Here is a 24,028-nt window from a genome sequence, read left to right on the forward strand (position 1 = left end):
AACATTCATTTTTTAGTATTTTGATACATTAAAGGCACTTGTTTATAAAGTGCCTTTAACATTCTTTATGCTAGCGTTTATTCAGCAGCGAAGCTTAAGTTCACGACATCTAAACGGTTCTTAAGCTCTTCGGGATCTTTAATATCCAACTCGCGCTGAGAATCTAGAGCCTCGAAATCAAACAATTCGCGGTCTGCTAACTGAGACGGAGATACGTTTTGTAATGCCCCAAAAATGCTGTGTAAGCGCTTCGGATATTGTTTATCCCATTCACGTAGCATTTCATTAAGCATGGCACGCTGTAGGTTTTCCTGCGAACCACAAAGATTACATGGAATGATTGGGAACTGACGAATCTCGGCATATTTAATAATGTCTTTTTCTTCAACATATGCCAAAGGACGAATCAAAATGTTCTTTTTATCTGACGATAAAAGCTTTGGAGGCATCGCCTTTAAGCTACCGCCATGGAACAAATTCAAGAAGAACGTTGCAATGATGTCATCACGGTGGTGACCTAAAGCAACTTTAGTCGCACCGATCTCTTGTGCAAAGCCATATAAAGAACCACGGCGTAAACGTGAACACACTGCACAGTAGGTTTTACCTTCAGGTGTTAAACGTTTAGTAATGGTATAGGTGTCTTTTTCTAAAATGTAATATGGAATGTTGTTCTCTTCCATATAACGAGGCAAAACATCTTCAGGAAAGCCTGGTTGTTTTTGGTCGAGGTTAACCGCAACCACCTCAAAATTGATTGGTGCAATACGCTTAAACTGCAATAAAATATCGAGCAAGGTATAACTGTCTTTACCACCAGACACACACACCATGACCTTATCGCCATCTTCAATCATATTGAAGTCACGAATAGCATGCCCAACTTGACGGCGAAGCTTCTTGAGCAAACGGTAATAGGCCGAGCTTGTTGGAAGTTCAGGCTTAAAATTAAATCCCTGATTGGACTCAACTGGCGCGTACATAGACGAGATATACCCATAAATAAAAATACCGCGCAATTTTATATGATTCAGAAGAGAATCGCATCAAAAGAATAGTTTCAATTCTTGAAGTCGTCACATTGCTCGTGCATGATGCAAAACACATGCTCTATTTTGACTGAAGCGTTCAAAATTTGTGCAAAATGCTTACTTTTTGGACTTTTCCACAGTTTTCCACAAAACCTGTGGATAAAATTGTGGATTTCTTCGTACTTGACAAACTGTTTTGGCCTTCTGTTAAGGGTTTTCTTTAAATTGATCATTTTTTAACCAATGTTTTTTATTTTTAATAATCAACAAGTTAACCATGTCAATAGAATCATTTTAAAAAAATTTTTTAATTTTTTTTGATGAGCATTCGAACAAATCAGCTTGATTTTTTGAAAGAGTCGAAATAAAAAAAATTACACAAATCTTCTTTAAGTAATATTTTTTGATAAACTCTTTTGCAAGTTTTGAGTACCTAAAAATTGTGAATAACATAAAATGAAAAATTCGGTTCAATTTCTTGTTTCTTGTTTGCTGGGGATGACAACTTTTACGGTCGGCATAACTTCGAGTTCAGCGGGTCAAATGTATATTTACCAAGATAAAAACGGTAGTACATTACTCACCAACCGGAAAAGCTATGACCACTCTCTTAAAAAAGTAAAAGTGACCTATTACCCTGATAGTAATATTCACAGTTATACAAACTGGGGAGCATCAGAAGCTTCTGTTTTGCCAAGCTACAATAAAAATAAGAACGCTTTCGACCACATTATTAGACAAGCTGCACAACAACATGGTGTTTCAGAAGGTCTAATTAAAGCCGTTATGCACACCGAATCAGGATTTAACGTAAGAGCTCGTTCGCCAGTAGGTGCTCAAGGCTTAATGCAGCTTATGCCTGCGACTGCCCGTCGTTTTAATGTCTCTAACGCCTATGACCCGCAACAAAATATTTTTGCAGGCGCTAAATATTTAAGCTGGTTACTCAAGCGTTTTAATGGAAACACGCAAATGGCACTTGCGGCTTACAATGCCGGTGAAGGTAATGTCGATAAATATGGCGGTATTCCCCCTTTCCGTGAAACACAAGATTATGTGCGTCGTGTAACAAGTCGATACCAAAACCTATATGCATCGGGTTCAGGTTTTTCATCTTTTACAAATACTTCAGTACAAACCGTTTCACATCCTTCTAATTTGGCAGAAAACACAACAGCTCAAATCACGACTCAATCACCTAAATATTCATCTTCTCGTCAAATCGTGACTTTATCTGACGGTACCTATACCGACGCACCAACAGGCACTTATGTCACCAATAATGCCACCGCAATTGCCCATATACGAATTGAATAAACAATAAAGAAGAACGGCGGCTCGCAGTTCTATTTAGGTAAGTTCAGATGTTTTAAATTGTAATGATCTATTACCTGATCTTTACCATTTTGACGAATTTAGCCAATTATTCTTTAAATTTAGGTACATTCTGCTAAATGAAAGAATGTATCAATTCCTTATTTTTTTCTTGAATTTTTCCCCCAAGCCCCGCATATTAGCTTCATGATTTCGAATTTGTAAATCAGATAACATTTTATTTATAAGAGGATTTTCTCAATGATGCGGATTGGTTTGTTTTTGCTTACCAACCTCGCGGTACTGGTTGTAGCTGGCATTATTTTGTCACTCTTCGGTGTCGGTAGTTACCATGGCGCGGGTGGCTTGAATCTAGGCAACCTTTTAGTGATCTGTTTTGTGTTTGGTATGGTGGGATCTTTAATCTCGTTATTCATGTCAAAATGGATGGCTAAGAAAACGACTGGTACAGAACTGATCGACCCGAATGCTCCTCGTAACCAAGCTGAAAGCTGGTTATTGCAAACAGTCGCTGAACTTTCTCAACGTGCTGGTATCAACATGCCAGAGGTTGGTATTTTTCCATCATATCAATCCAATGCCTTTGCAACAGGCTGGAACAAAAATGATGCCTTAGTTGCCGTTTCATCTGGTCTACTTGAACGTATGAACAAAGATGAGCTACGTGCTGTGCTTGCGCACGAGATTGGCCACGTTGCGAATGGTGACATGGTTACCCTAGCGCTCATCCAAGGTGTTGTGAACGCCTTTGTTATGTTCTTTGCTCGTGTAGTTGGTGACTTTATCGACCGTAATGTCTTTGGTCGTCAAGACGATGAAGCCCCTGGTATGGGTTACTTCATTATTACCATGGTATTGGATATCGTCTTTGGTATTCTTGCTTCTGCCATTGTGATGTGGTTCTCTCGTTATCGTGAATACCGTGCTGATGAAGCAGGTGCACGTTTAGCAGGTAAACAAGCAATGATTTCTGCATTATTACGTCTCCAAGCTGAGACGGAAATGCCAGATCAAATGCCAAAAGAAATGAAAGCCTTCGCAATTGCGGAAGGTAAAGAACAAGGTTTCAGCTTAGCTGCTTTGTTCCAAACCCACCCAACAATTGAACAACGTGTGGCAGCTTTACATCAATTAGATTGCCCATAAAACGTTTAATGTAAAAATAAAGCCTCCAAATGGAGGCTTTATTTTTTATTACATGGTTTGATAGAGACTCCAAAGATAGCTTGCCCCCCACCAAACAGCTAATCCAATTAAAAGCAGTACAAGCGCACCTACTAAATCGGGAATATGCAACCATAACCAACTGACAATAGGATTTCGCCAGAAAGCTGAATGCTGCTGCTTCTTTTCGAGTTTTTCATGTAAGTACGGATGAACGACATGAATATCACTCTGAATCGCATATTCTTCCCGTATATGCGTATGAACTACATCTAGTGCTTTTCGACTTGGTCTTATAAAAATATCAAAAATAGTCCCAGCCACTGGAACAAATCCGACTACAGCATCTACAACGGCAAGTTTGATGACTGGAGTCAACTTATGTTGAGGCACACCAATTTGTTTAGCTTTATAGATGGCATAACAGGTCAATGCGAAACCAGCGACATCACCTGCAATTGGAATCGTACTCAGCGCAGCATCGGCACCAATACCTTGCTTTGTAAAAGGAATGCGAACTGCACTGTCCATCATGGTTGCAAACTTGGCCAGATCTCGTTCTAGTGCGATGACCTGTTGCTCTGTTAATTTTTTTTCTTGAGGCATTTAAATCAAATATATAAAGAGAAAGTTAATCTTAATATACTTGATTTAATACCTGTTTTTAAATTGTTTACTTTTAACTAGTAGCCTTCGATCTAAACAATGAACGCAATAACACGTACATGACTGGAATAAAGAACAGAACCAGTACTGTACCGAACATTACGCCACCTAAAATACTAATACCGATTTCTTGACGGCTTACAGCCCCTGCCCCTTGCGCAAAAACAAGAGGAATCACACCTGCACCAAAAGCCAAAGAAGTCATTAAAATCGGTCTTAAACGTAAGCTCGCGCCTTCTAAAGCTGCTTCAATTGCACTCTTACCTTTTTCTTGCGCCAAGGCAGCAAACTCAACAATTAAAATTGCATTTTTACAAGACAATCCAATTGTGGTTAACAGTGCAATCTGGAAATACACATCATTTGGTAGACCAAAAATATAAGAGAAAATGACACTTCCTCCCACCCCAAGCGGAATAGAAGTCATCACCGCAGCGGGAATGCTTAAGCTTTCATAGAGTGCGGCTAAACATAGGAAAATAAAGCCTGCCGAAATTAAATATAACCAGACGGCCTGATTTGTCGACTTCTGTTCTTCAAAAGATAAACCTGTCCATGCCAAGCCAACGTCTTTTTGCTGATTTACGAGTTGTTCAACATCTTTCATTGCCTGACCTGAACTACTACCACTTGCAACATCTGCTTGAAGCTGTAAGGCACTATAACCCATATAACGTTTTACAATTTCAGGAGCGCCGCCCCAACTGAAGTTAGCAAATGAGCTAAAAGGTACCATTTCATTTTGGTTATTACGTACAGACCAATTATATAAATCTTCCGGTTTTGATCTGAACTGGGCATCACCTTGAATCATGACACGCTTGATACGACCACGGTCAATAAAGTCATTTACATACGTTCCACCCCACGCACTCGACAAAGTGTTGTTAATCGCGGGTAGCTCTAATCCATTTGCTAATGCTTGTTTCTGGTTAATTTTGATATTGAGGTTTGCTTTACTGTTAGTAGATTGCTTATCAAAGTTTTCAAAACTTGAATAGCTTTTACTCTGTGTTTGCAACTGACGGAAGGTGTTATCTAGAAAATCTTGCCCTTGACCATTTAAATCTTGAATCCATAAATCCAGACCATCTGTTTGGCCCAAACCATTAACTGAAGCAGGTAATGTCACATTAATTTGTGCATTACTAAATTGACTAAAATATTTCATCGCACGCTTTTGTATAGCGTCAGCCGAATTTTCCTTTCCAGTACGCACATCCCAAGGTTTTAAGGCAATAAATCCCTGTGCCAAGTTTTGGCCTGTACCAGAATAATTTCGGCCATAGCGGATTAAAACCAGATCCACATTCTTATCTTCTTGAGTTAAGAAATATTGACGGACTTGTTCTCCAATTTTTTGACTTTGTGAGATCGGGGCACTATCAACAAGCTTAATTTGAACACTTAAAATGCCTTGGTCTTCTTTAGGAATAAATCCACTTTTTAAACCACTATAGAACAGTGCAAAAACAGCAATCAAAGCCACAAAAATCACGATAACCGATTTACTGTATCGAATGCTTGTCTGGACGATTTTTATATATTGATTTTTAAGTTGATCAATTTTTTTGTTAAACCAAACTGCCCAGCGCATAGGCTTTGGATTCGGTTTTAAAATTAAGGCACATAAAGCGGGTGTTAAGACTAATGCTACCACGAGTGATAACGCCATAGCGGCAACTAAAGTAATGGAAAACTGACGGTAAATTACGCCAATTGAACCACCTAAAAATGACATTGGAATAAAAACGGCCGTTAAAACCAATGTAATTCCGACTAAGGCACCACTAATTTCTCCCATCGACTCAATGGCTGCTTCTTTCGGTGTTAAATGCTGTTCATGCATGAGCCGTTCAACATTCTCAACGACCACAATCGCATCATCTACTAGCAAACCAATCGCGAGCACCAATGCAAACAGCGTTAAGGTGTTAATACTAAAACCGAGCACATATAAAACAGCAAAGGTTCCTAAAATAACAACAGGAACGGTAATACTCGGAATGAGTGTCGCGCGCCAGCTTTGTAAAAACAGGAACATCACCAAAATAACTAAAATAATGGCTTCAATAAGCGTCTTTACAACTTCTTTAATAGACTCTTGAACAAACGGCGTATTATCTCGTGGATAAACAATTTTATAGCCAGCAGGTAGCTTGGTTGTAAGCTGATCTAGAGTTTGATGGATGAGTTTAGAGGTCTGAATCGCGTTTGCACCAGAAGATAAAGAAATACCTAAACCAGCGGCCGGATAGCCATTAATAGTGTTAAAAGACTGATAATTTTCTGCACCCAACTCGACTCTAGCAATATCTTTTAAGTAGACATAGCTCGCTGTTTGATTTGCTTTCACTACAATATTTTTAAAATCTTCGACTGTTTTTAGTCGAGATCCTGCGGTGACTTTCGTATTTAAATATTGTCCATCAATGACAGGTAAATCACCGATTGCACCTGCGGCAACTTGTGTATTTTGAGCAGTGATTGCATTCGCTACATCACTTGGCATTAAATTATATTGTTTTAATTTCTCTGGATTTAGCCAGATTCGCATCGCATATTGCGAACCGAAAACATCAGACTCACCCACCCCTTCAATACGATTCAGGTCATCTACCACATGCGTCGTTAGATAGTCCGATAGCTCAATATTGCCCGATTTACCTGTAGAGTCATATAAACCTACCACCATAAAAGTATCGCCGAGTGACTTACTCACGGTCACCCCTTGGCGTTGTACTTCATCGGGTAAACGTCTTATGACGCCACTAATACTATTTTGTACTTGGACCTGTGCTGTATCTGGATTTGTGCCATTATCAAAACTAATAGTAATTCGGCTACGTCCTGATGAATCACTGGTAGAGCTGAAATAAAGTAAATTATCAATACCTTGTATTTGTTGTTCTAAAATCTGAGTAACACTTTGCTCAACCGTTTGTGCATCCGCACCACTATAACTTGCCGAGACTGTAATTTTAGGAGGGGCAATATCAGGATAGCGCTCTACGGGTAAATTCAGCACCGAGAAAATACCAAATGCCATAACAATAATTGCGAGTACACTGGCAAAAATGGGACGCTGAATAAAAAATTTAGATAGCATGGCTGCTCAGAATTAGGTCGTCAATTAACAGATGGCAATACCAAATTTGCCCTCTTGATCATCAACGAGCGATATAAAAAAGACAAGTAGAATTAACACAATAAATGCAATTAGAACAAAAACAAAGCAAGAACTGGCATTTCCTACAAACCCATAAACAAGGTTTTAACAAGTGTCACTGAAAATTCATGAATTCTTCATGATCACGTCAAGTTCAAGCATCAGACTAAATACGTTTCGACTAAAACAATATGAGTAAAATTATGTTTAAAAGAGCACTTTTATGCTTAAGTTTAATTAGCTTGGTTGGTTGTAATGATGACGATAAAACTGAAAACTCACCAACCACACCAGAATATCAACTTCCTAAAATTTTAGTGGTAGGACATCGCGGCGCGAGCGCTTTGCGTCCTGAACACACATTAGCTTCATATCAAAAAGCGATTGATGATGGCGCAGATTTCATTGAACCTGATCTAGTCTCTACAAAAGATAGCGTATTGGTTACTCGCCATGAAAATGAGATTGGTGGAACAACCAATGTAAGCACTTTAAGCCAGTTTGCAGATCGTAAAACAACAAAAAATATTGATGGTAAAGACTTAACAGGCTGGTTTACAGAAGACTTCACTTTAAGTGAATTACAGCAGCTTAAAGCGCGTGAACGCATTCCAGAGTTCCGACCAGCAAACACAGCCTACAATGACCTCTATCCCGTCCCGACTCTAGAGCAAGTGATTGAACTGGCTGAAGCAAATTATAAGAAAACGGGGAAAATTATTGGTTTATATATTGAAACCAAACATCCGACTTATTTTAAAAAACAGAAACTGGCAATGGAAGATACTCTTCTTAAAACCTTAGCCAAATACGAATATACACGTGATATTGCACCTGTCTATTTACAGTCTTTTGAAGTGAGTAATCTAAAATATTTAAAAGATCAGCTCGACCTTCATAAAACGATTAAACATGCACAAATCATTCAATTATATGACGCTAAAACCTCTCAACCAGCCGACTTCGTTGAATCTGGCGAAACTAAAACTTATGCATATTTAGCCACAGCACAAGGTTTAAAAGACGTGGCTAAATATGCAAATGGTGTAGGTCCAAGTAAAGGCTATATTCTTAACTTTAATGACAATGGCTCGGTTCAAACGACTTCGTTTATTACTGATGCACATACAGCTGGCTTGAAAGTACATCCTTATACTTTCCGCCCAGAAAATAATTATTTACCAACGCATTTAAAGTGCAGTCAAGATAAACCAGCGGAGCGCTGTCCATCTGGTGCTTTAAAAGAGTTTGAAGCCTATTTTAAAGCTGGTGTTGATGGAGTCTTTACAGATGACCCAGCACTTGGCCGTGAAGCCGTTATTAATTTTGAAAAAGCTGCAAAATAAATAAAGTTTTTAATAAAAAAACAGGGCAATAAATGCCCTGTTTTTTTATTTCTCTACAACATTATCAAAATAAAGTGGGATCCACTGATATTGCTCAGCATTTACTTTATAAACATGGCCAATGCCCGGAAATGGTAAATGTGGTGCGGCAACCCATTGTTGGTTATTTGAAATTTCAGCAAACATTTTTAGACGGGTATTAATTGCCTGCTCAGAATTCACATCAAAATCTACCCCAGTTTTTGGAGCATCAAATTGCAATGAATGTGAGTGGACAATGTCTCCAACAAAAATGATTTGCTGATCATTACTTTTTAAGCGGAAGCTATGATGACCTGGTGTATGACCACGAGTATCGATTACCTCAAAACCTTGAATGACGTCGCCATCTTTAAATGTCTTGAATGCTTTTTTTACTTGGTATGGAGCAAGAGCAGTTTTTACGTTTTTAACAGTGCCCAAATAATTTTCTTTTTTGTCTGCTGGCACTGTTTTTTCAGAAGCTGGATTTAACCAGTAATCAGCTTCACGCTCATGTGCATATACAGTTGCATTTGGAAATACAGCTTTTCCATTTTGAGCAATACCACACACATGGTCTGGGTGTAGATGAGTAAGTAAAACATTTTTTACATCAGCAAGCTTATAACCTGCCAATTCAATATTTTTTGCAATCGAGCCCAGTTGCGGGCCAAAACAACTTGCTGCACCACTGTCTACAAGCGTTAAGCTTTTTCCATCATCAACTAAAAATGCATTTACCGAGGTTTGAATCCCTTTTTCATTAACAGCAGCATATTTCGTTAAGATTTTAGTTTTCTGGGCCTGATTTAAGTTTTTGAATAAATCAGGATTTAAATAAATCGTACCATCAAGCAATGAGGTTACACGATAGTTTCCAAATTGATGGTGATAATATCCTGGTACTTGCGGGGTTGCTGTTGGCTCAGCATAACTTGCATGGATACTTCCAATTGCAAGGCCCAACGCTACACATAATTTTTTCATCTTTTCTTCTCTATTGAGTTATAAAGTCGAAATCTTTAAAAAAGATTTAATAATTTTTTAAGACCCAAATTATATAATGCATGAAAAGTGTCAGAAATATAAGTATATGAATAGCTATTCTCCCTATAAGGGTAAAAGCGGTCTTAAGCGCATATTAAATGCAACGGGCTACTCTATTTCAGGATTTAAAGCAGCCTATAAAAATGAGGCAGCTTTTCGTCAAATTGTTTTGATTAATATTATTTTGATTCCGGCTAGTTTTTTTCTTGATGTGAGCCGTAGTGAACATGTATTACTGATTATTGTATGTCTTTTTGCAATGATCGTTGAGCTATTCAACTCTGCTATTGAGGCTGTGGTTGACCGAGTCTCACTTGAAAAACATCAGCTTTCTAAAAATGCAAAAGATATGGGAAGTGCTGCCCAATTTGTTGCACTCTCTATCATTGCTATTACATGGTTAATTATTTTATTAGGTTAAAAAAAACCATGCCTACAAGTAAATAAGCATGGTTGTAACAAAAGAGGAACTTCTAGCTGCTGTTCCTGTTTTTAATATAAATAATGGAACTTAATTATTTCTTAAAATTACGTGAAAAATAAAAAAATCCCTGCATAAGCAGGGATTTTTTTGGTTAAAGCGTTGATGCGTTATTACATCATGCCGCCCATACCACCCATACCGCCCATATCTGGAACAGCTGGTTTATCTTCAGGAATGTCAGTAATCATACATTCTGTAGTTAACATTAAGCCAGCAACAGAAGCTGCATGCTCAAGTGCAGAGCGAGTTACTTTAGCTGGGTCAAGGATACCCATTTCTAACATATCGCCATATTCACCAGTTGCAGCGTTGTAACCAAAGTTACCTTCACCACCTTTAACTGCATTGATCACTACAGATGGCTCATCACCAGCGTTTGCAACGATTTGACGAAGTGGAGCTTCGATCGCACGACGTAAAATGTTGATACCTGCTGTTTGGTCTTCATTAGCGCCTTTTAAGCCATCTAATGCATTAACCGCACGTACTAGAGCAACACCACCACCAGCAACAACACCTTCTTCAACTGCTGCACGAGTTGCATGAAGCGCGTCATCTACACGGTCTTTCTTCTCTTTCATTTCAACTTCAGTCGCTGCACCGATTTTAATTACAGCAACACCGCCTGCTAATTTAGCAACGCGTTCTTGTAATTTTTCACGGTCATATTCTGAAGTAGATTCTTCAATTTGAGCACGGATTTGTTGAACACGCTCAGCAATACCAGCAGCATCACCAGCACCATCAACAATAACAGTGTTTTCTTTAGACACAGTGATCTTGTGCGCAGTACCCAAATCTTGAAGAGTTGCTTGCTCTAAAGACATACCAACTTCTTCAGAAATAACAGTTGCACCAGTCAAGATTGCGATATCTTGAAGCATTGCTTTACGGCGGTCACCGAAACCAGGAGCTTTAACAGCACACACTTTAATAATACCGCGCATGTTGTTTACAACAAGTGTAGCAAGCGCTTCACCTTCAACATCTTCAGCGATGATAAGAAGTGGTTTACCAGTTTTTGCAACTGCTTCTAAAACAGAAATCAATTCACGGATGTTGCTGATTTTCTTGTCAACAAGAAGAATGAACGGATTTTCAAGTTCAGCAGTTAAAGTATCTTGTTTGTTTGCGAAGTACGGAGAGATATAACCACGGTCAAACTGCATACCTTCTACAACGTCTAAAGCGTCTTCGAAGCCAGAACCTTCTTCTACAGTAATTACGCCTTCTTTACCTACTTTTTCCATCGCTTGAGCGATAAGTTTACCAACAGTAGTATCAGAGTTAGCAGAGATAGAACCTACTTGCTCGATCGCTTTGAAATCGTCAGCTGGTTTTGCATTTGAACGGATATTTTCAACTACAGTTTTTACTGCGATATCAATACCACGTTTTAAATCCATTGGGTTCATACCTGCAGTTACAGATTTGATCCCTTCATTTAAAATTGCTTGAGCAAGTACAGTTGCAGTTGTCGTACCGTCACCAGCGATGTCGTTAGTTTTGCTAGAAACTTCACGAACAAGTTGAGCACCCATGTTTTCAAACTTGTCTTTTAATGAAATTTCTTTAGCAACAGTTACACCGTCTTTAGTAATGTGCGGAGCACCGAAAGAACGATCGATAACAACGTTACGTCCTTTAGGGCCTAAAGTCACTTTAACCGCATCTGCAAGTACGTTTACACCTGCAATCATTTTTGAACGCGCTGAATCACCAAATTTTACGTCTTTAGCTGACATATTAAACTCCGAATCTTTTTAAATACTGAATCTGATAATGAATTGAGTTATGGATTGATTAGCCTTCCAACACAGCTAAAATGTCTGACTCTTTCATGATTAAGAGTTCTTCACCACTTACTTTCACTGTTGTACCTGCATAAGTACCAAACAATACTTTGTCACCAACTTTAACATCCAAAGCACGTACGCCATTCTCAGTGATTTGACCATTACCTACTGCAATTACTTCACCTTGAGATGGTTTTTCAGCAGCAGAACCTGGAAGTAAAATACCACCAGCAGTTTTGGTTTCTTCTTCTACGCGACGAATTACAACGCGATCATGTAATGGACGAATGTTGCTCATAATTAACTCCATCAGACTAAGTCTTTTTGATTAATCGTTATTGCTTTAATCCAGAGCAATAACAAAATATTTAGATGTCACTTTTGTGGGGATGAAAAAAAAGGCTTCAAGGGGAAAATGAAAAAAAACTTATCTTTTTTGGTCATTTTTTAACAAGTTGTGAAGAGTTTTTATTAAATTTAAAGCACAAAATAAAAGAGGCTATTTTCATAGCCTCTTTTATAAAGATAAATATTAATGTTAAACAAAGAGTTGCTGGTTATTTAACAATTCATCTAATGTTGTATTTACCTGATTTAAAGTTATCAATGAAACACTACTAAACATTGTACCTTCACCATCTCGGTCAAGACTAATAGTCGTGTTTCCAGCATCTTGCTCTACAGTAATAAATTTCGCTAATGTGCTCACGTCTTTAGAATAGTCAATTAATAGTTCACTTAAATCGATTTTGTCTGCTTGAGTATCAGTTCTTACATCACCTAAAGTAAAATCTAACACCGTATCATGTCCATTCCCACCAGTCGCATCTTGGCTATTTAGCAATTGGAACAGTATGGAATCAGTACCTTCATTAGTCATATAGGTATCGTTACCTTCACGCCCATTCAAAACGTTATTACCAGAGTTACCTGTTAAAAGATTATCTAAAGCATTGCCTGTTGCATTTAGATGAGCAGAACCAACCAACTCCAAGTCTTCAACATAACGACCACTTTCTAGACCTGTCGACCAATCAGAATATCCAACCAGACTATAACTCACAGAGCTAATTATTTTATCGTGTCCACCAAAATCAACATCTCGATAGCCTGATTCAACAAGTTGGTTCTCCCAATAACCGCTTTCTACGAAAACATCTTGATAGTGGCTAGTATCTACCCAAACATCTTCATAATGACTTGTATCAACATAAACGTCTTCATAATGACTAGTATCAACCCAGCCTTCTTCTGAACGTATATAGGTCAATTCATAACCTTCTTGCCATTGTCCATTCGCAAAATCATAATATTGTTGTTCATATCGACCATAATCGCTATCTGCCATGCCATTATCAATATAAGTTATACCATTCTGATTTTGATAAACATTTTGTACAGTTGAATAACCACTTGTGACCAATTGGGAATCATAATAACCATCAACAAACCATATCTGTTCGTAATGACCTTCAGTGACCCATTCTGGATATGTATAGCTATTATCAATCCAGACATCTTTATATATTGCATACGGCTCAACAATATATTCTTGAACAAAATCAATTATATGATCAACTATATAAGTATTATCAGCAGAATCACCTTTAAACTGATCAACAGTGATTGTAGTTAAATCACTAATTGCTTTATTGATAGTTTCACTACGATTTCCAGCACGATCAATAACAGTAAGATCAAATGATGTTGCATTCTCATACATATAAACAGAGAAAGTTCCATCAACCATAACCGTCGTACTTATTACAGAAGTTACAGAAGATTCTTGATCAGCAAAATGATATATAACTTCAAGGATAGCTCTACTTTCTGCATGTCCCGTGAGCTCTCCCAATCCATTTATGGCAAGTTGTGTGGCTACATTCGGTACTGTTGTATCATTCGTAGCAACAATCGTTGAGCCCACACTTATATTTTGATTGGCATCAACTACTTTTACTGTCAATGTTTCACCATGCCAATATTGTGACCATAATTGCACCCAGAAAGTACCACTACTTCCCACAGTAGTCTGACCAACTAAATTATTATTAGCATCGAAAATATTAACAGTTGAATATGCTTCAGCCTCCCCAGAAAGTATATTTCCTTCTTCCAATACAAGTTGTGTTGCTGCATTTGGCGCAACGATGTCTATCGGTGCCTTAATTTCTGTATAAACGCTTTGATACCCATTATGTTCCACAACAACACGTAAAGTTTGTCCATTCACCTGAGGTGAGTATAACTGGATATTAAAATATCCAGTTTCATCTACAGAACCACCGCCAATATAATCACTATACACATCAAAAATATGCATCTCACTATTTGGTGTAGCAGTTCCCTCAATGAAGAAACCATTTTCAGATAAAACAACATGATCTGCTGATGGTGGTGCATTAGTATCTGCAGTAAAAGTAAAATTAAATGGCGTACTTATATTTTTAGCTAAATCCGTTGCCGTGATAAATAATTGCTCTCCACGTAATACAGGTGGATACATACCAACATTGAAATATCCAGCTTCCTCCATTTGAAATTCTGCTCGTAAATCTCCATCCGCATCTATTACTTTAATAATTACTTTTGAATCAGCATGTCCAGTTATCTCATGACCGTCGTTACTAATCGCTACCTCATTAATCACTGGAGCAATATTGTCTAATGGCGCAATAAGTTCAGTGATTGGGCTGTATTGATATGTATTCTGGTCATAAACTCGAATTAGTAACGTCTGTCCATGTAGATAATAGCTATTTAACTTAATAGCAAAACTACCATCTTCATTAACTATACTGCTCCATTCTCCATTAATGATCTGACCATCAGTAGATGTGACAACAATCGTCATTCCTGCTGTCGCCTTACCTGTAAGAATATGGCCATTTACATCCAATTTTAGCTCTGTTGCAGCAATTGGTGAGTTGGTAAATAAAGGTACTATTTCATGAACAACTTCACTGCGGTTACCAGCTTTATCTTTGACAACAATACTTAAATTTTGTGTCTGGTATTGACTCAAATTGATCCATTGATTAAAGACCCCACCATATCCAACATCAGTTGTTATGATAACTGCACCATATTGATCAATAATTTCAATCGTTGCATTTGGCTCAGCCTCACCAAAAAGCAATCCGTCTGAGGTTAATGTAATATGTGAAGCAGCTGATGGTGCAACATCATCAATTAAAGCATTGTGTTTAACCTCAATACTTCGGTTACTTGCTTGATCAATTACAACAAATGTAAGCTCTTCTCCATGTAAATACACTTGATTAAAATAACCTGACACGTTACCAGTACTATCTACATAACCATAACCTACAACCTCACCCGTAGCATTTTTGACTTCAATCCGAGTATTTACTTCTGCTTGCGCTGTAAAGTTTTGACCGTTTGAGTCGAGCACAATATTTTCAATCGGATTTGGCGAGATATCATCCATTAAGGCATTCTGCTTGACCTCTGTACTGCGGTTACCAGCTCGATCAACTACAACAAAAGTAAGCTCCTCTCCATGTAAATACACTTGATAGAAGTAACCAGAAACATTACCCATGTTATCGGTTGAACCAGATCCTACCACCTCACCAACAGCATTTTTAACTTCGATTCGACTATCTGCTTCCGCTTGCGCTGTAAAGTTCTGTCCATTGATATCAAATATAATATTTTCGATTGGATTCGGTGCAATATCATCAGTTAAAGCATTTTGCTTAAATTCAATACTTTGATTACCTGCTTTATCTATAACAATAAAAGTGAGTTCCTCACCTTTTAAATAAACTTGATTCAAGTAACCTGACACATTACCAGTGCTATCGACATAACCATAACCGACAAACTCACCAGCAGCATTTTTGACACCAATAAAACTATTAGCTTCTGCTTGTGCTGTAAAATTTTGTCCATTTTCATTAAAGATGATGTTTTCAATCGGCTTTGGTGCAATGGTATCCATCAAAGCATTTAACTTCATTTCATCACTACGGTTACCTACTCGGTCTATAACAACGAACGTTAATTCTTCTCCATGTAAATACACTTGATAGAAGTAACCCGTCACATTACCAGTGCTGTCGGTAGAGCCCCAACCTATCTGGCTACCAAATGAGTCAAAAATTTCAATCTGACTATTTGCTTCCGCTTGTGCTGTAAAGTTTTGACCGTTCGCATTAAGTACAATATTTTTAATCGGATTTGGGGCAATATCATCAAGCGGCGCCTTAACTGAAACAGCTTCACTCACATTTCCAGCAAGGTCTTTAACAATGACTGTAAATTCTTCACCATGTAAATTGTAGTTACCTAGAGAAATGTTGAATGTACCATCAGCGTTTACACTCTGATTCCAGGTATTCACTTGCTGACCATTTTGGTCAAAAATCTGGATGAAGGTATTCGGCTCAGCCACACCAGAAAGGGACGAACCATCTTCATTGAATGTAAGATTACTTGCAGCTACAGGAGCAATATCATCAAGCGGTGCTTTTACAGTAACCCCGTCACTCAAATTACCAGCCTGATCAACTACAACTACTTTAAATACTTCTCCATGCATGTAGTTACTATTTAAATAGAGGTTAAATGTTCCATCCCAATTAACATTATTATTCCAAAGATTTAATAATTGACCATTCTGATCAATTATTTGAATCGTAGAATTGGGCTCAGCCATACCAGTTAGATATGAACCATCTTCGCTAAATACTAAATTAGTCGCATTTTCTGGTGCCGTATTATCAAGAAAGGCTGTTTGTTTTACTTCAACACTACGATTACCAGCTTGATCAATCACAACAAAAGTGAGCTCCTCACCTTTTAAATAAACTTGATTCAAGTAACCCGAGACATTACCATCACCATCCACATAACCAAAACCTACAACCTCACCCACAGTATTTTTAACTTCAACTTTGCTATTTGCTTCTGCTTGCGCTGTAAAGTTTTGACCATTTTCATTAAAGATAATGTTTTCAATCACGTTCGGAGCAATGTCATCAATCAAGGCATTCTGCTTGACCTCTGTACTGCGGTTCCCCGCTTTGTCAACTACAACAAAAGTGAGTTCTTCACCATGTAAATAGACCTGATAGAAGTAACCAGAAGCATTACCCATGCTATCGGTTGAACCAGATCCTATGACTTCACCAGCAGCATTTTTGACTTCAATTTGAGTGTTTGCTTCTGCCTGAGCTGTAAAGTTCTGTCCGTTCGCATCAAGTACAATATTTTCAATTGAATTTGGTGCAATATCATCAGTTAAAGCGTTTTGCTTGATCTCTGCACTACGGTTACCAGCTCGGTCAACGACAACAAAAGTAAGTTCTTCTCCATGTAAATAGACTTGATATAAATAACCTGACACATTACCAGCGCCATCTACATAACCTGAACCTATGACCTCACCTGCAGCATTTTTGACTTCAATTTGAGTGTTTGCTTCTGCTTGCGCCGTAAAGTTTTGACCGTTTGAGTCGAATACAATATTTTCAATCGGATTTGGCGCAATATTATCAATCAAGGCATTCTGCTTAACTTCTGTACTACGGTTACCCGCTCGGTCAACGACAACAAAAGTAAGCTCTTCGCCATGTAAATAGACCTGATACAAGTAACCAGAAACATTGCCTGTGCTATCTGCTGATCCATAACCAATAATGTCACCATTGGTATTTTTAATTTCAATCTGACTATTTGCTTCAGCCTGAGCTGTAAAGCTCTGTCCATTGATATCTAATACAATATTTTCAATCGGATTTGGTGCGATATCATCAGTTAAAGCACTCTGCTTGACCTCTGCACTACGGTTACCCGCTCGGTCAACTACAACAAAAGTAAGTTCCTCACCATGTAAGTAAACTTGCGGGAAATAACCAAATACATTACCTAAGCTATCGGTATAACTAGTAGTAATCTTATTTCCAGCCTGATCTAATATTTCAATAGAGCTTCCAGCTTCTGCCTGAGCTGTAAAGCTTTGGCCATCTTCGTTGAAGATGATATTTGCAATCGGATTTGGTGCAATGGTATCAATTAAAGCATTTTGCTTAAATTCGATACTACGGTTACCAACTCGATCTATGACAACAAAAGTAAGCTCTTCACCATGTAAATAGATTTGATTGAAAAAGCCTGAGACATTACCAGCACTATCTGTAGAGCCCCAACCCGTCTGATTACCTAATGAATCAAAAACTTCAATCTGACTATTTGCTTCTGCTTGTGCTGTAAAGTTTTGACCGTTTGCATCAAGTAAAATATTTTTAATTGGATCCGGTGCAATATCATCAAGTGGAGCATTTATTGAAACAGCTTCACTCACATTTCCAGCTTGGTCTTTAACTGTGACCGTGAATGCCTCTCCATGTAAATTATTGCTACCTAAGAAAATAGTAAATGTACCATCTGAGTTTATGGTGTTATTCCATATATTCACGAGCTGACCATTATGATCAAAAACCTGAATCGTAGTATTCAGTTCTGCTACGCCTGTAAGATATGAACCATCTTCTGAGAAAACTAAATTGCTGGCTGGTGTAGGAGCAACCGTATCAGCGGTAATTACAGTATCGGTGCTTACTTGCCCACGAGCATCCTTAATTGATAAGAACAACTGCTCACCATTAACAAGAAGGCGGTCAAGCTGGAGTTTAAAATAACTTGATCCATTCCAACCGTTATCTTCACCGACTTTAATTTCAGCTACGACTTCACCTTTGGCATCTTTAACAATAAGAGTACTATTATTTTCAGCTTGTCCACTTATCACTCCGTCCGAAGTAAAGCTATCTACATGGGGGGCAAAAGCATAATTAGGCGCCTGTATCTGCGCTGCTAAACTTACATTTCCATTCACATCGGTAGCCGTGACATAAACCGTCTCAGCATTAGTTAAAAACATACCTAGTTCTATCGAAAAACTTCCACTCTCATCAGTCCAGTTATTCCAGAACCATTTATTAAGAATGTTTCCTTGCCCATCTTTAACTAAAATTTCAGAGAAAGGTTCTGCATGGCCATAAACTAAATCACCAGCATCATTGAAATTTAAATCTGTTGGAACAGGTGGAGGAGTCAGATCTACAATGATATTCTGCTCAGGACTCATCAACCCTTTATTATCAATAATTTGAACGGAAATTTGCTCTCCATCAATTAAAGGTCGGTTTACACTCAAGCTAAAATGACTAAATTCATTCCAACTATTGTCATCACCTAATATAACCTTTCCTAATTCATTACCGTCAGCATCACGCACGATTACTGTACTATTATCTTCAGCAAACCCAGAAATTAAGCCTTCTTGTGTAATACGTTCAACATATGGAATATAAGCAAAGTTTGGAACTTCGATTAGGGCTTCACTCGTATTTTGATTTTTATCTACTACTTGTACGGTAACCGACTCACCTTCTTTTAAAAATTGGAATACCTGTAAACTTGCAAAGCCTTGTTCATCGGTAAAACCTGTAGCAATTAAATTGCCCTCTCCAGAAAATGCACGAATAAAGCTGTTCGGCTCATTAACATGTACTGATAAAGTTTCACCACTAATATCAAATTGTGGAGTTTCTAAAAATACTGCTGGAATATAGTCTGCGGTAATATATTGTGGATGGCCTGAAATATTATCTTTATCTGTAGAGATAATAATTTGAGTACCTTCCTCTAAAGGTTGGTTGAGGGTCAAAGTAAATGGTCTGACCTCACCTAATGCCATTACACTAAAAGGCGTAATACCTGAACCCTCAAATGCAATGGAGTTAAACTCTTGTAGAATATTTCCATTCTGATCTTTTACTATAAAATGACTGCCTTCGGTCGCATAACCAGTGATCACACCTTCTGGACTAATTCTTGTAATACTAATAGCAGGAACTTCAGTAACTAGGTTAATTGACGAATTTTCACTGCTGTATCCATTATAAGTAGCGACCGCATAAATTTCTTGATTAGTACTAATAGAAAGGTCTTGTAAAGTAAATTTACCCTCCTCATTAGCTATTGTAGTTGCAAGCCAATCACCATTTTTATTGTAGATATCAACTTTACTTCCTTTATATGCGCTACCTGAAATGATAGCTCCATCTATATTATTGAAAGTTAGTGAATCTAGAGTTGGCGAATTTGGAGTATGATCTACATTATAATTTTGGGTCTGTTTAATAATAGCTGTATTGCCAGCTTGATCAGTAAGACTAATATCAGTTGATATATTGGTTTGCGATTCTTCTGACCACAAAAACTCTGCTGGAATTTCAGTAACCCACTCTTGGGTAACTTCATCAAAATGAAAGTTATAAACAACATTGTTTAATGTCGTATTTACTGAGGTCAGTGAGCTATTTAAGTCTGTTGGTAGATTATCTACGTCCAGTCTTATAGAAATAACTTGATCTTTTTCAACTAAACTTATTATATTGTCTTCAGTAATCGACTTTACAGTTACTGTAGTTGATTCAATATTTAAAGAATTATCTATAATTACCTTTTCCACACCAGTTTCTGATGTGTTACCTGCGAGGTCTGTCACTACAGCTTTATAGAGGTAACTTCCATCAGCTAAATCTTTTTGATCAGCTGTTGTCTCCTGCCAAGTTTTTCCTTCATCGGTAGAGACTTCATAGTGGTCTAATAAAGCAGCTTGCTCTCCGATTACAATCGGTTGAGCTAGCTTCAAAGTAAAATTATTATCTTGCGTAATTTGATCTGTTGCTGAAACACCCGTATCGCTTAAATCAGATAAAGTTAATTCACCTGCTTGCGGCGCTGTTGTATCGACAACGACTTTTTGCACACTGGTTTCAGATATGTTGCCTGCAACGTCGGTTACTACAGCTTTAAATTGATAAATACCATCAGCCAAATCTTTTTGATTTACTGTCGTTTCCTGCCATGTCTTTCCTTCATCTTTCGATATCCAGTAAGTAATTTGGCTATTTACTTCTTGTCCGCTAATCTTTAAATCAAAAGCTTTATCTTGCGTAATTTGATCAGTTGCTGAAATGCCCGTATCAGTCAAAGCAGCTAAAGTCAGTTCACCTGCTTGCGGCGCTGTTGTATCCACAACGACTTTTTGCACACTGGTTTCAGATATGTTGCCTGCAACGTCGGTTACTACAGCTTTGTAAAGATAACTTCCATCCACTAAATCTTTTTGAGCGACCGTTGTCTCTTGCCAAGTTTTTCCTTCATCGGTAGAGACCAAATATGTTACTCGGCTTCCACTTTCCTGTCCTTCAAGCTTTAAATTAAAGTTTTTATCTTGAGTAATCTGGTCGGTTGTCGCCCCCCCAGAATCTAAAAAATTATTGAAATTCAAAGTACCTGGCTCAGGAGGCGTCGTATCTTTAGAATCGTTCCGAGACAATAAAGCAATTGTTCCTGCTCCTGCTAAAGCGCTGACTACCCACGACCAGAGGGGTACAGAAGATGAACTATCAATAAGCTTTGGCGTATCTTTTAATTCTAAATAATTAACAGTGGTCTGTCCGCTAGCATCTTCTCCCAGATTAGCAGTCCAATAACTCTGCCCTTCATTTAAAAGAATTTGCGGGTTTTCGTTAATAAAATAGTTTTCTAAAACAATTTCAGTTCCATCTTTTAGATGAACAATTGCACTGTTTCCTTCTCTTGTTATTGAAGAAATTTTTTCTGGATTTATATCGATTTTTGCGACTTCTTTAGGATTTACTACAATATTTTTTGTCTGGCCTACATTAATATCAACTGTATTATTTTTTGAAGCATTATTTGCCATTAATGATACTTGTACCATTTTTCCACCATGAAATTTTAAATATTATTAAGTTATTCTAAAATATTAAGATAAATAGATACTCATTTAATCAAATATTATTAACTATCATAAAATACTAAACCCTTATTGTAGCTACTTTAAATCGCGGCTTTTTATATAGTTAAAAATTTTTATGTATCCATTAATATTATTTTTAAAATGATAAAACATTTAGAATGTTTTCCTATTCCCCATATATAGAATTTAAAGCTTAGGCATTGTAATGGATAAAATTTTATCAATCTACTCTTAAGTTAAATGTCTTATAGAATTTTTATAAATTAAATTAATTGAAAAATCTTTAAATCGTAATTAAACCAATAATGATTAATTTTTCCTTCATTTGAAATGACATTAAAACTATTTGGAACATGATAATGCAAACGGCTAGAAGTTGCTGTTCCTGCATGAATATCATAAATAGGATGATCTATCTTTAACTGATAAATTTGCGTTAAATCATATACAGCAGTTTTATGTAAATGCCCGTGTAACATTCCAAATAGTCCCGTGGTACTCCATTTTTCGAGTGCCATTTTTCCTAATACAGGACAATCTTTAATACCATGCTCATCATCAGGTGGAGTATAAAAAGGTTGATGGAAAACAACTAATTTGATTTTATCCGCTGGCGCTTGCTGTAATCGCTCATATGTAGTTTGAATTTGCTCAATCGAAATATGTCCACGAGTATGATAACGACGGCGAATACTATTCACCCCAACAATATAAAAATGTTCAGTTTCTATAGTTGGTTCAAGCTGGCCAAAAAAATATTGGTAGCGAGTAAATGGTGAGAAAAAACGGTTCCAGATATGGTACAACGGAATATCGTGATTACCAGGCACAACAAGATAAGGAATATTAAGGCTATCTAAAAACTGACGGCATTTATAAAACTGTTGATATCGGGCACGTTGAGTAATATCACCACTCACCACAATGACTTCAGGTCTATGTTGAGTGCAAAAAAGTCGGATTGCATCTAAACATACCTCAACTTCTGTTCCAAAATGCAGATCAGACAGATGTAACAACATTTGGCACCATAATATTTAAAGCATTCTTTTCCACAGAGAAATTTAAAGGCGCTTTCATCTCTAATATTTCACCATCTAAAGCCACTGTAAGTTTTGATCTTTTTGCACAATCTACCACCACATGATCTGCACAAAAACTATAAACATCTTGTGTCTCTTCTACTTTGCCTTGAATCCACTGCCACAACATGTTTAATAAACTAAGCCTATCACTTTTCGTAATCACCACTCCAGCGACCCGACCTTGTGCTGCACATTCGGCAATTCTTAATTTCATATCACACAACTGCAACTGGTTATTACCAAAGAAAATTAGAGGTGTTTTGACTGGATATTTCTTCCCATCTACTGTGATGGAAAGTTTCATGGATTTATTTTCTCTTAATAAAACATCCAAAGCTGATGTATAGGCATGCAAAGGTAAACGCCCTAAGTATTTATTATAAAGCTCACGTTTTTTTATAAATAATGGATAAAGTCCTAGACTTGCATTATTTAAATAAACATGGTCATTAATTGTCGCAATATGTACAGAACGAGTTGTACCTGTAGCGATAACTTCAGCAGCTTCTAACAAATCTAAGGGTATATCTAAAACTTTAGCGACATAATTAAAGGTTCCCAAAGGTAAAATTCCCATAGGAATATGAGTATGTCTAAGCTTTGACGCTACTGCATTTAAGGTTCCATCCCCACCCGCTGCAACAACAACACCTAAATTTGCATTTTGGCTATGCCGATGAATCACTTGACTCATTAAATTATCAAAGGAAACATCTTCTGCTAATTCAAAAACTTGTATTTCAAAACCAAATTCGGTGAACACAGTCATTAACTGTTCATACATATCTTCATGTTTTGATGCATGAAAACCCGACTTTTGGTTATAAATGATAGAGAGAGGTTTTAAAGTCCGCATTTTTATTATCTTAGAGGGATTCATCCTGAATATTGTATATAAAAACGCCTAATAAAAGTCCCTTTATGTAAATTTTGAATGAAGATCATTTGTTTAATCAATAATAATTCTCAAGAAAAAAACAAGAATCAAGACATTGATTTTTAAGGAAATAAATAATATAAATAACACACATACAACATAAAAATATTAAGAATAAGAT

12 protein-coding genes and 1 pseudogene are annotated in these 24,028 nt (G+C 37.3%); 4 read left to right on the forward strand and 9 right to left on the reverse strand.

Translation table 11 applies throughout. The features are described from left to right. Positions 1–77 precede the first annotated feature (77 nt). Positions 78–983: a tRNA 2-thiocytidine(32) synthetase TtcA gene (gene ttcA / locus WBW42_RS14815; protein WP_002118895.1), complete on the reverse strand. Its 906-nt coding sequence runs from the start codon at positions 981–983 to the stop codon at positions 78–80. Positions 984–1,556: 573 nt separating this feature from the next. Between ttcA and WBW42_RS14820 the strand changes: the two are divergent. Continuing rightward, positions 1,557–2,348: pseudogene (locus WBW42_RS14820) on the forward strand (lytic transglycosylase domain-containing protein); the annotation flags it as partial. Positions 2,349–2,606: 258 nt separating this feature from the next. Next, positions 2,607–3,512 carry a protease HtpX gene (htpX, locus tag WBW42_RS14825; protein ID WP_002118851.1) on the forward strand — a complete coding sequence of 302 codons (906 nt, stop codon included), beginning with the start codon at positions 2,607–2,609 and terminating at the stop codon, positions 3,510–3,512. Positions 3,513–3,560: 48 nt separating this feature from the next. Here htpX and WBW42_RS14830 read toward each other — a convergent pair whose 3' ends face one another. Together WBW42_RS14830 and WBW42_RS14835 are read right to left on the reverse strand one after the other, a co-directional pair. After that, positions 3,561–4,136, reverse strand: a complete 576-nt coding sequence (locus tag WBW42_RS14830; protein ID WP_017480518.1) for a DUF4112 domain-containing protein — start codon at positions 4,134–4,136, stop codon at positions 3,561–3,563. Positions 4,137–4,209: 73 nt separating this feature from the next. Beyond that, positions 4,210–7,305 (reverse strand): multidrug efflux RND transporter permease subunit, encoded by a 3,096-nt coding sequence (locus WBW42_RS14835; protein ID WP_032057443.1) that lies wholly within the window; start codon positions 7,303–7,305, stop codon positions 4,210–4,212. A 263-nt stretch (positions 7,306–7,568) separates the two neighbouring features. Between WBW42_RS14835 and WBW42_RS14840 the strand changes: the two genes are divergently transcribed. Beyond that, positions 7,569–8,711 carry a glycerophosphodiester phosphodiesterase gene (locus WBW42_RS14840; RefSeq protein ID WP_017480516.1) on the forward strand — a complete coding sequence of 381 codons (1,143 nt, stop codon included), beginning with the start codon at positions 7,569–7,571 and terminating at the stop codon, positions 8,709–8,711. Positions 8,712–8,756: 45 nt separating this feature from the next. Here WBW42_RS14840 and WBW42_RS14845 read toward each other — a convergent pair whose 3' ends face one another. Then, positions 8,757–9,719 (reverse strand): MBL fold metallo-hydrolase, encoded by a 963-nt coding sequence (locus WBW42_RS14845; protein ID WP_032057440.1) that lies wholly within the window; start codon positions 9,717–9,719, stop codon positions 8,757–8,759. Between the two features lie 106 nt (positions 9,720–9,825). Here WBW42_RS14845 and WBW42_RS14850 point away from each other — a divergent pair, with 106 nt between their 5' ends. Next, positions 9,826–10,200 carry a diacylglycerol kinase gene (locus WBW42_RS14850; protein WP_032057438.1) on the forward strand — a complete coding sequence of 125 codons (375 nt, stop codon included), beginning with the start codon at positions 9,826–9,828 and terminating at the stop codon, positions 10,198–10,200. A gap of 173 nt (positions 10,201–10,373) precedes the next feature. Here WBW42_RS14850 and groL read toward each other — a convergent pair whose 3' ends face one another. The 5 genes from groL to WBW42_RS14875 form a co-directional block, all read right to left on the reverse strand. Continuing rightward, positions 10,374–12,008: a chaperonin GroEL gene (gene groL / locus WBW42_RS14855; protein ID WP_002120607.1), complete on the reverse strand. Its 1,635-nt coding sequence runs from the start codon at positions 12,006–12,008 to the stop codon at positions 10,374–10,376. A gap of 58 nt (positions 12,009–12,066) precedes the next feature. Continuing rightward, complete coding sequence (locus WBW42_RS14860; RefSeq protein ID WP_002120604.1) at positions 12,067–12,357, reverse strand: co-chaperone GroES; 291 nt, start codon at positions 12,355–12,357, stop codon at positions 12,067–12,069. Between the two features lie 240 nt (positions 12,358–12,597). Continuing rightward, complete coding sequence (blp1, locus tag WBW42_RS14865; RefSeq protein WP_126117486.1) at positions 12,598–21,846, reverse strand: biofilm-associated Ig-like repeat protein Blp1; 9,249 nt, start codon at positions 21,844–21,846, stop codon at positions 12,598–12,600. A gap of 302 nt (positions 21,847–22,148) precedes the next feature. After that, a complete protein-coding gene (locus WBW42_RS14870) occupies positions 22,149–22,907 on the reverse strand; it encodes a metallophosphoesterase family protein (protein WP_032057436.1) in 759 nt (252 codons plus the stop codon). Beyond that, a complete protein-coding gene (locus WBW42_RS14875) occupies positions 22,888–23,826 on the reverse strand; it encodes a diacylglycerol/lipid kinase family protein (protein WP_032057435.1) in 939 nt (312 codons plus the stop codon). The genes WBW42_RS14870 and WBW42_RS14875 overlap by 20 nt, the downstream gene beginning before the upstream one ends. Positions 23,827–24,028: the final 202 nt, after the last annotated feature.

This window comes from Acinetobacter sp. LT1, assembly GCF_059800965.1.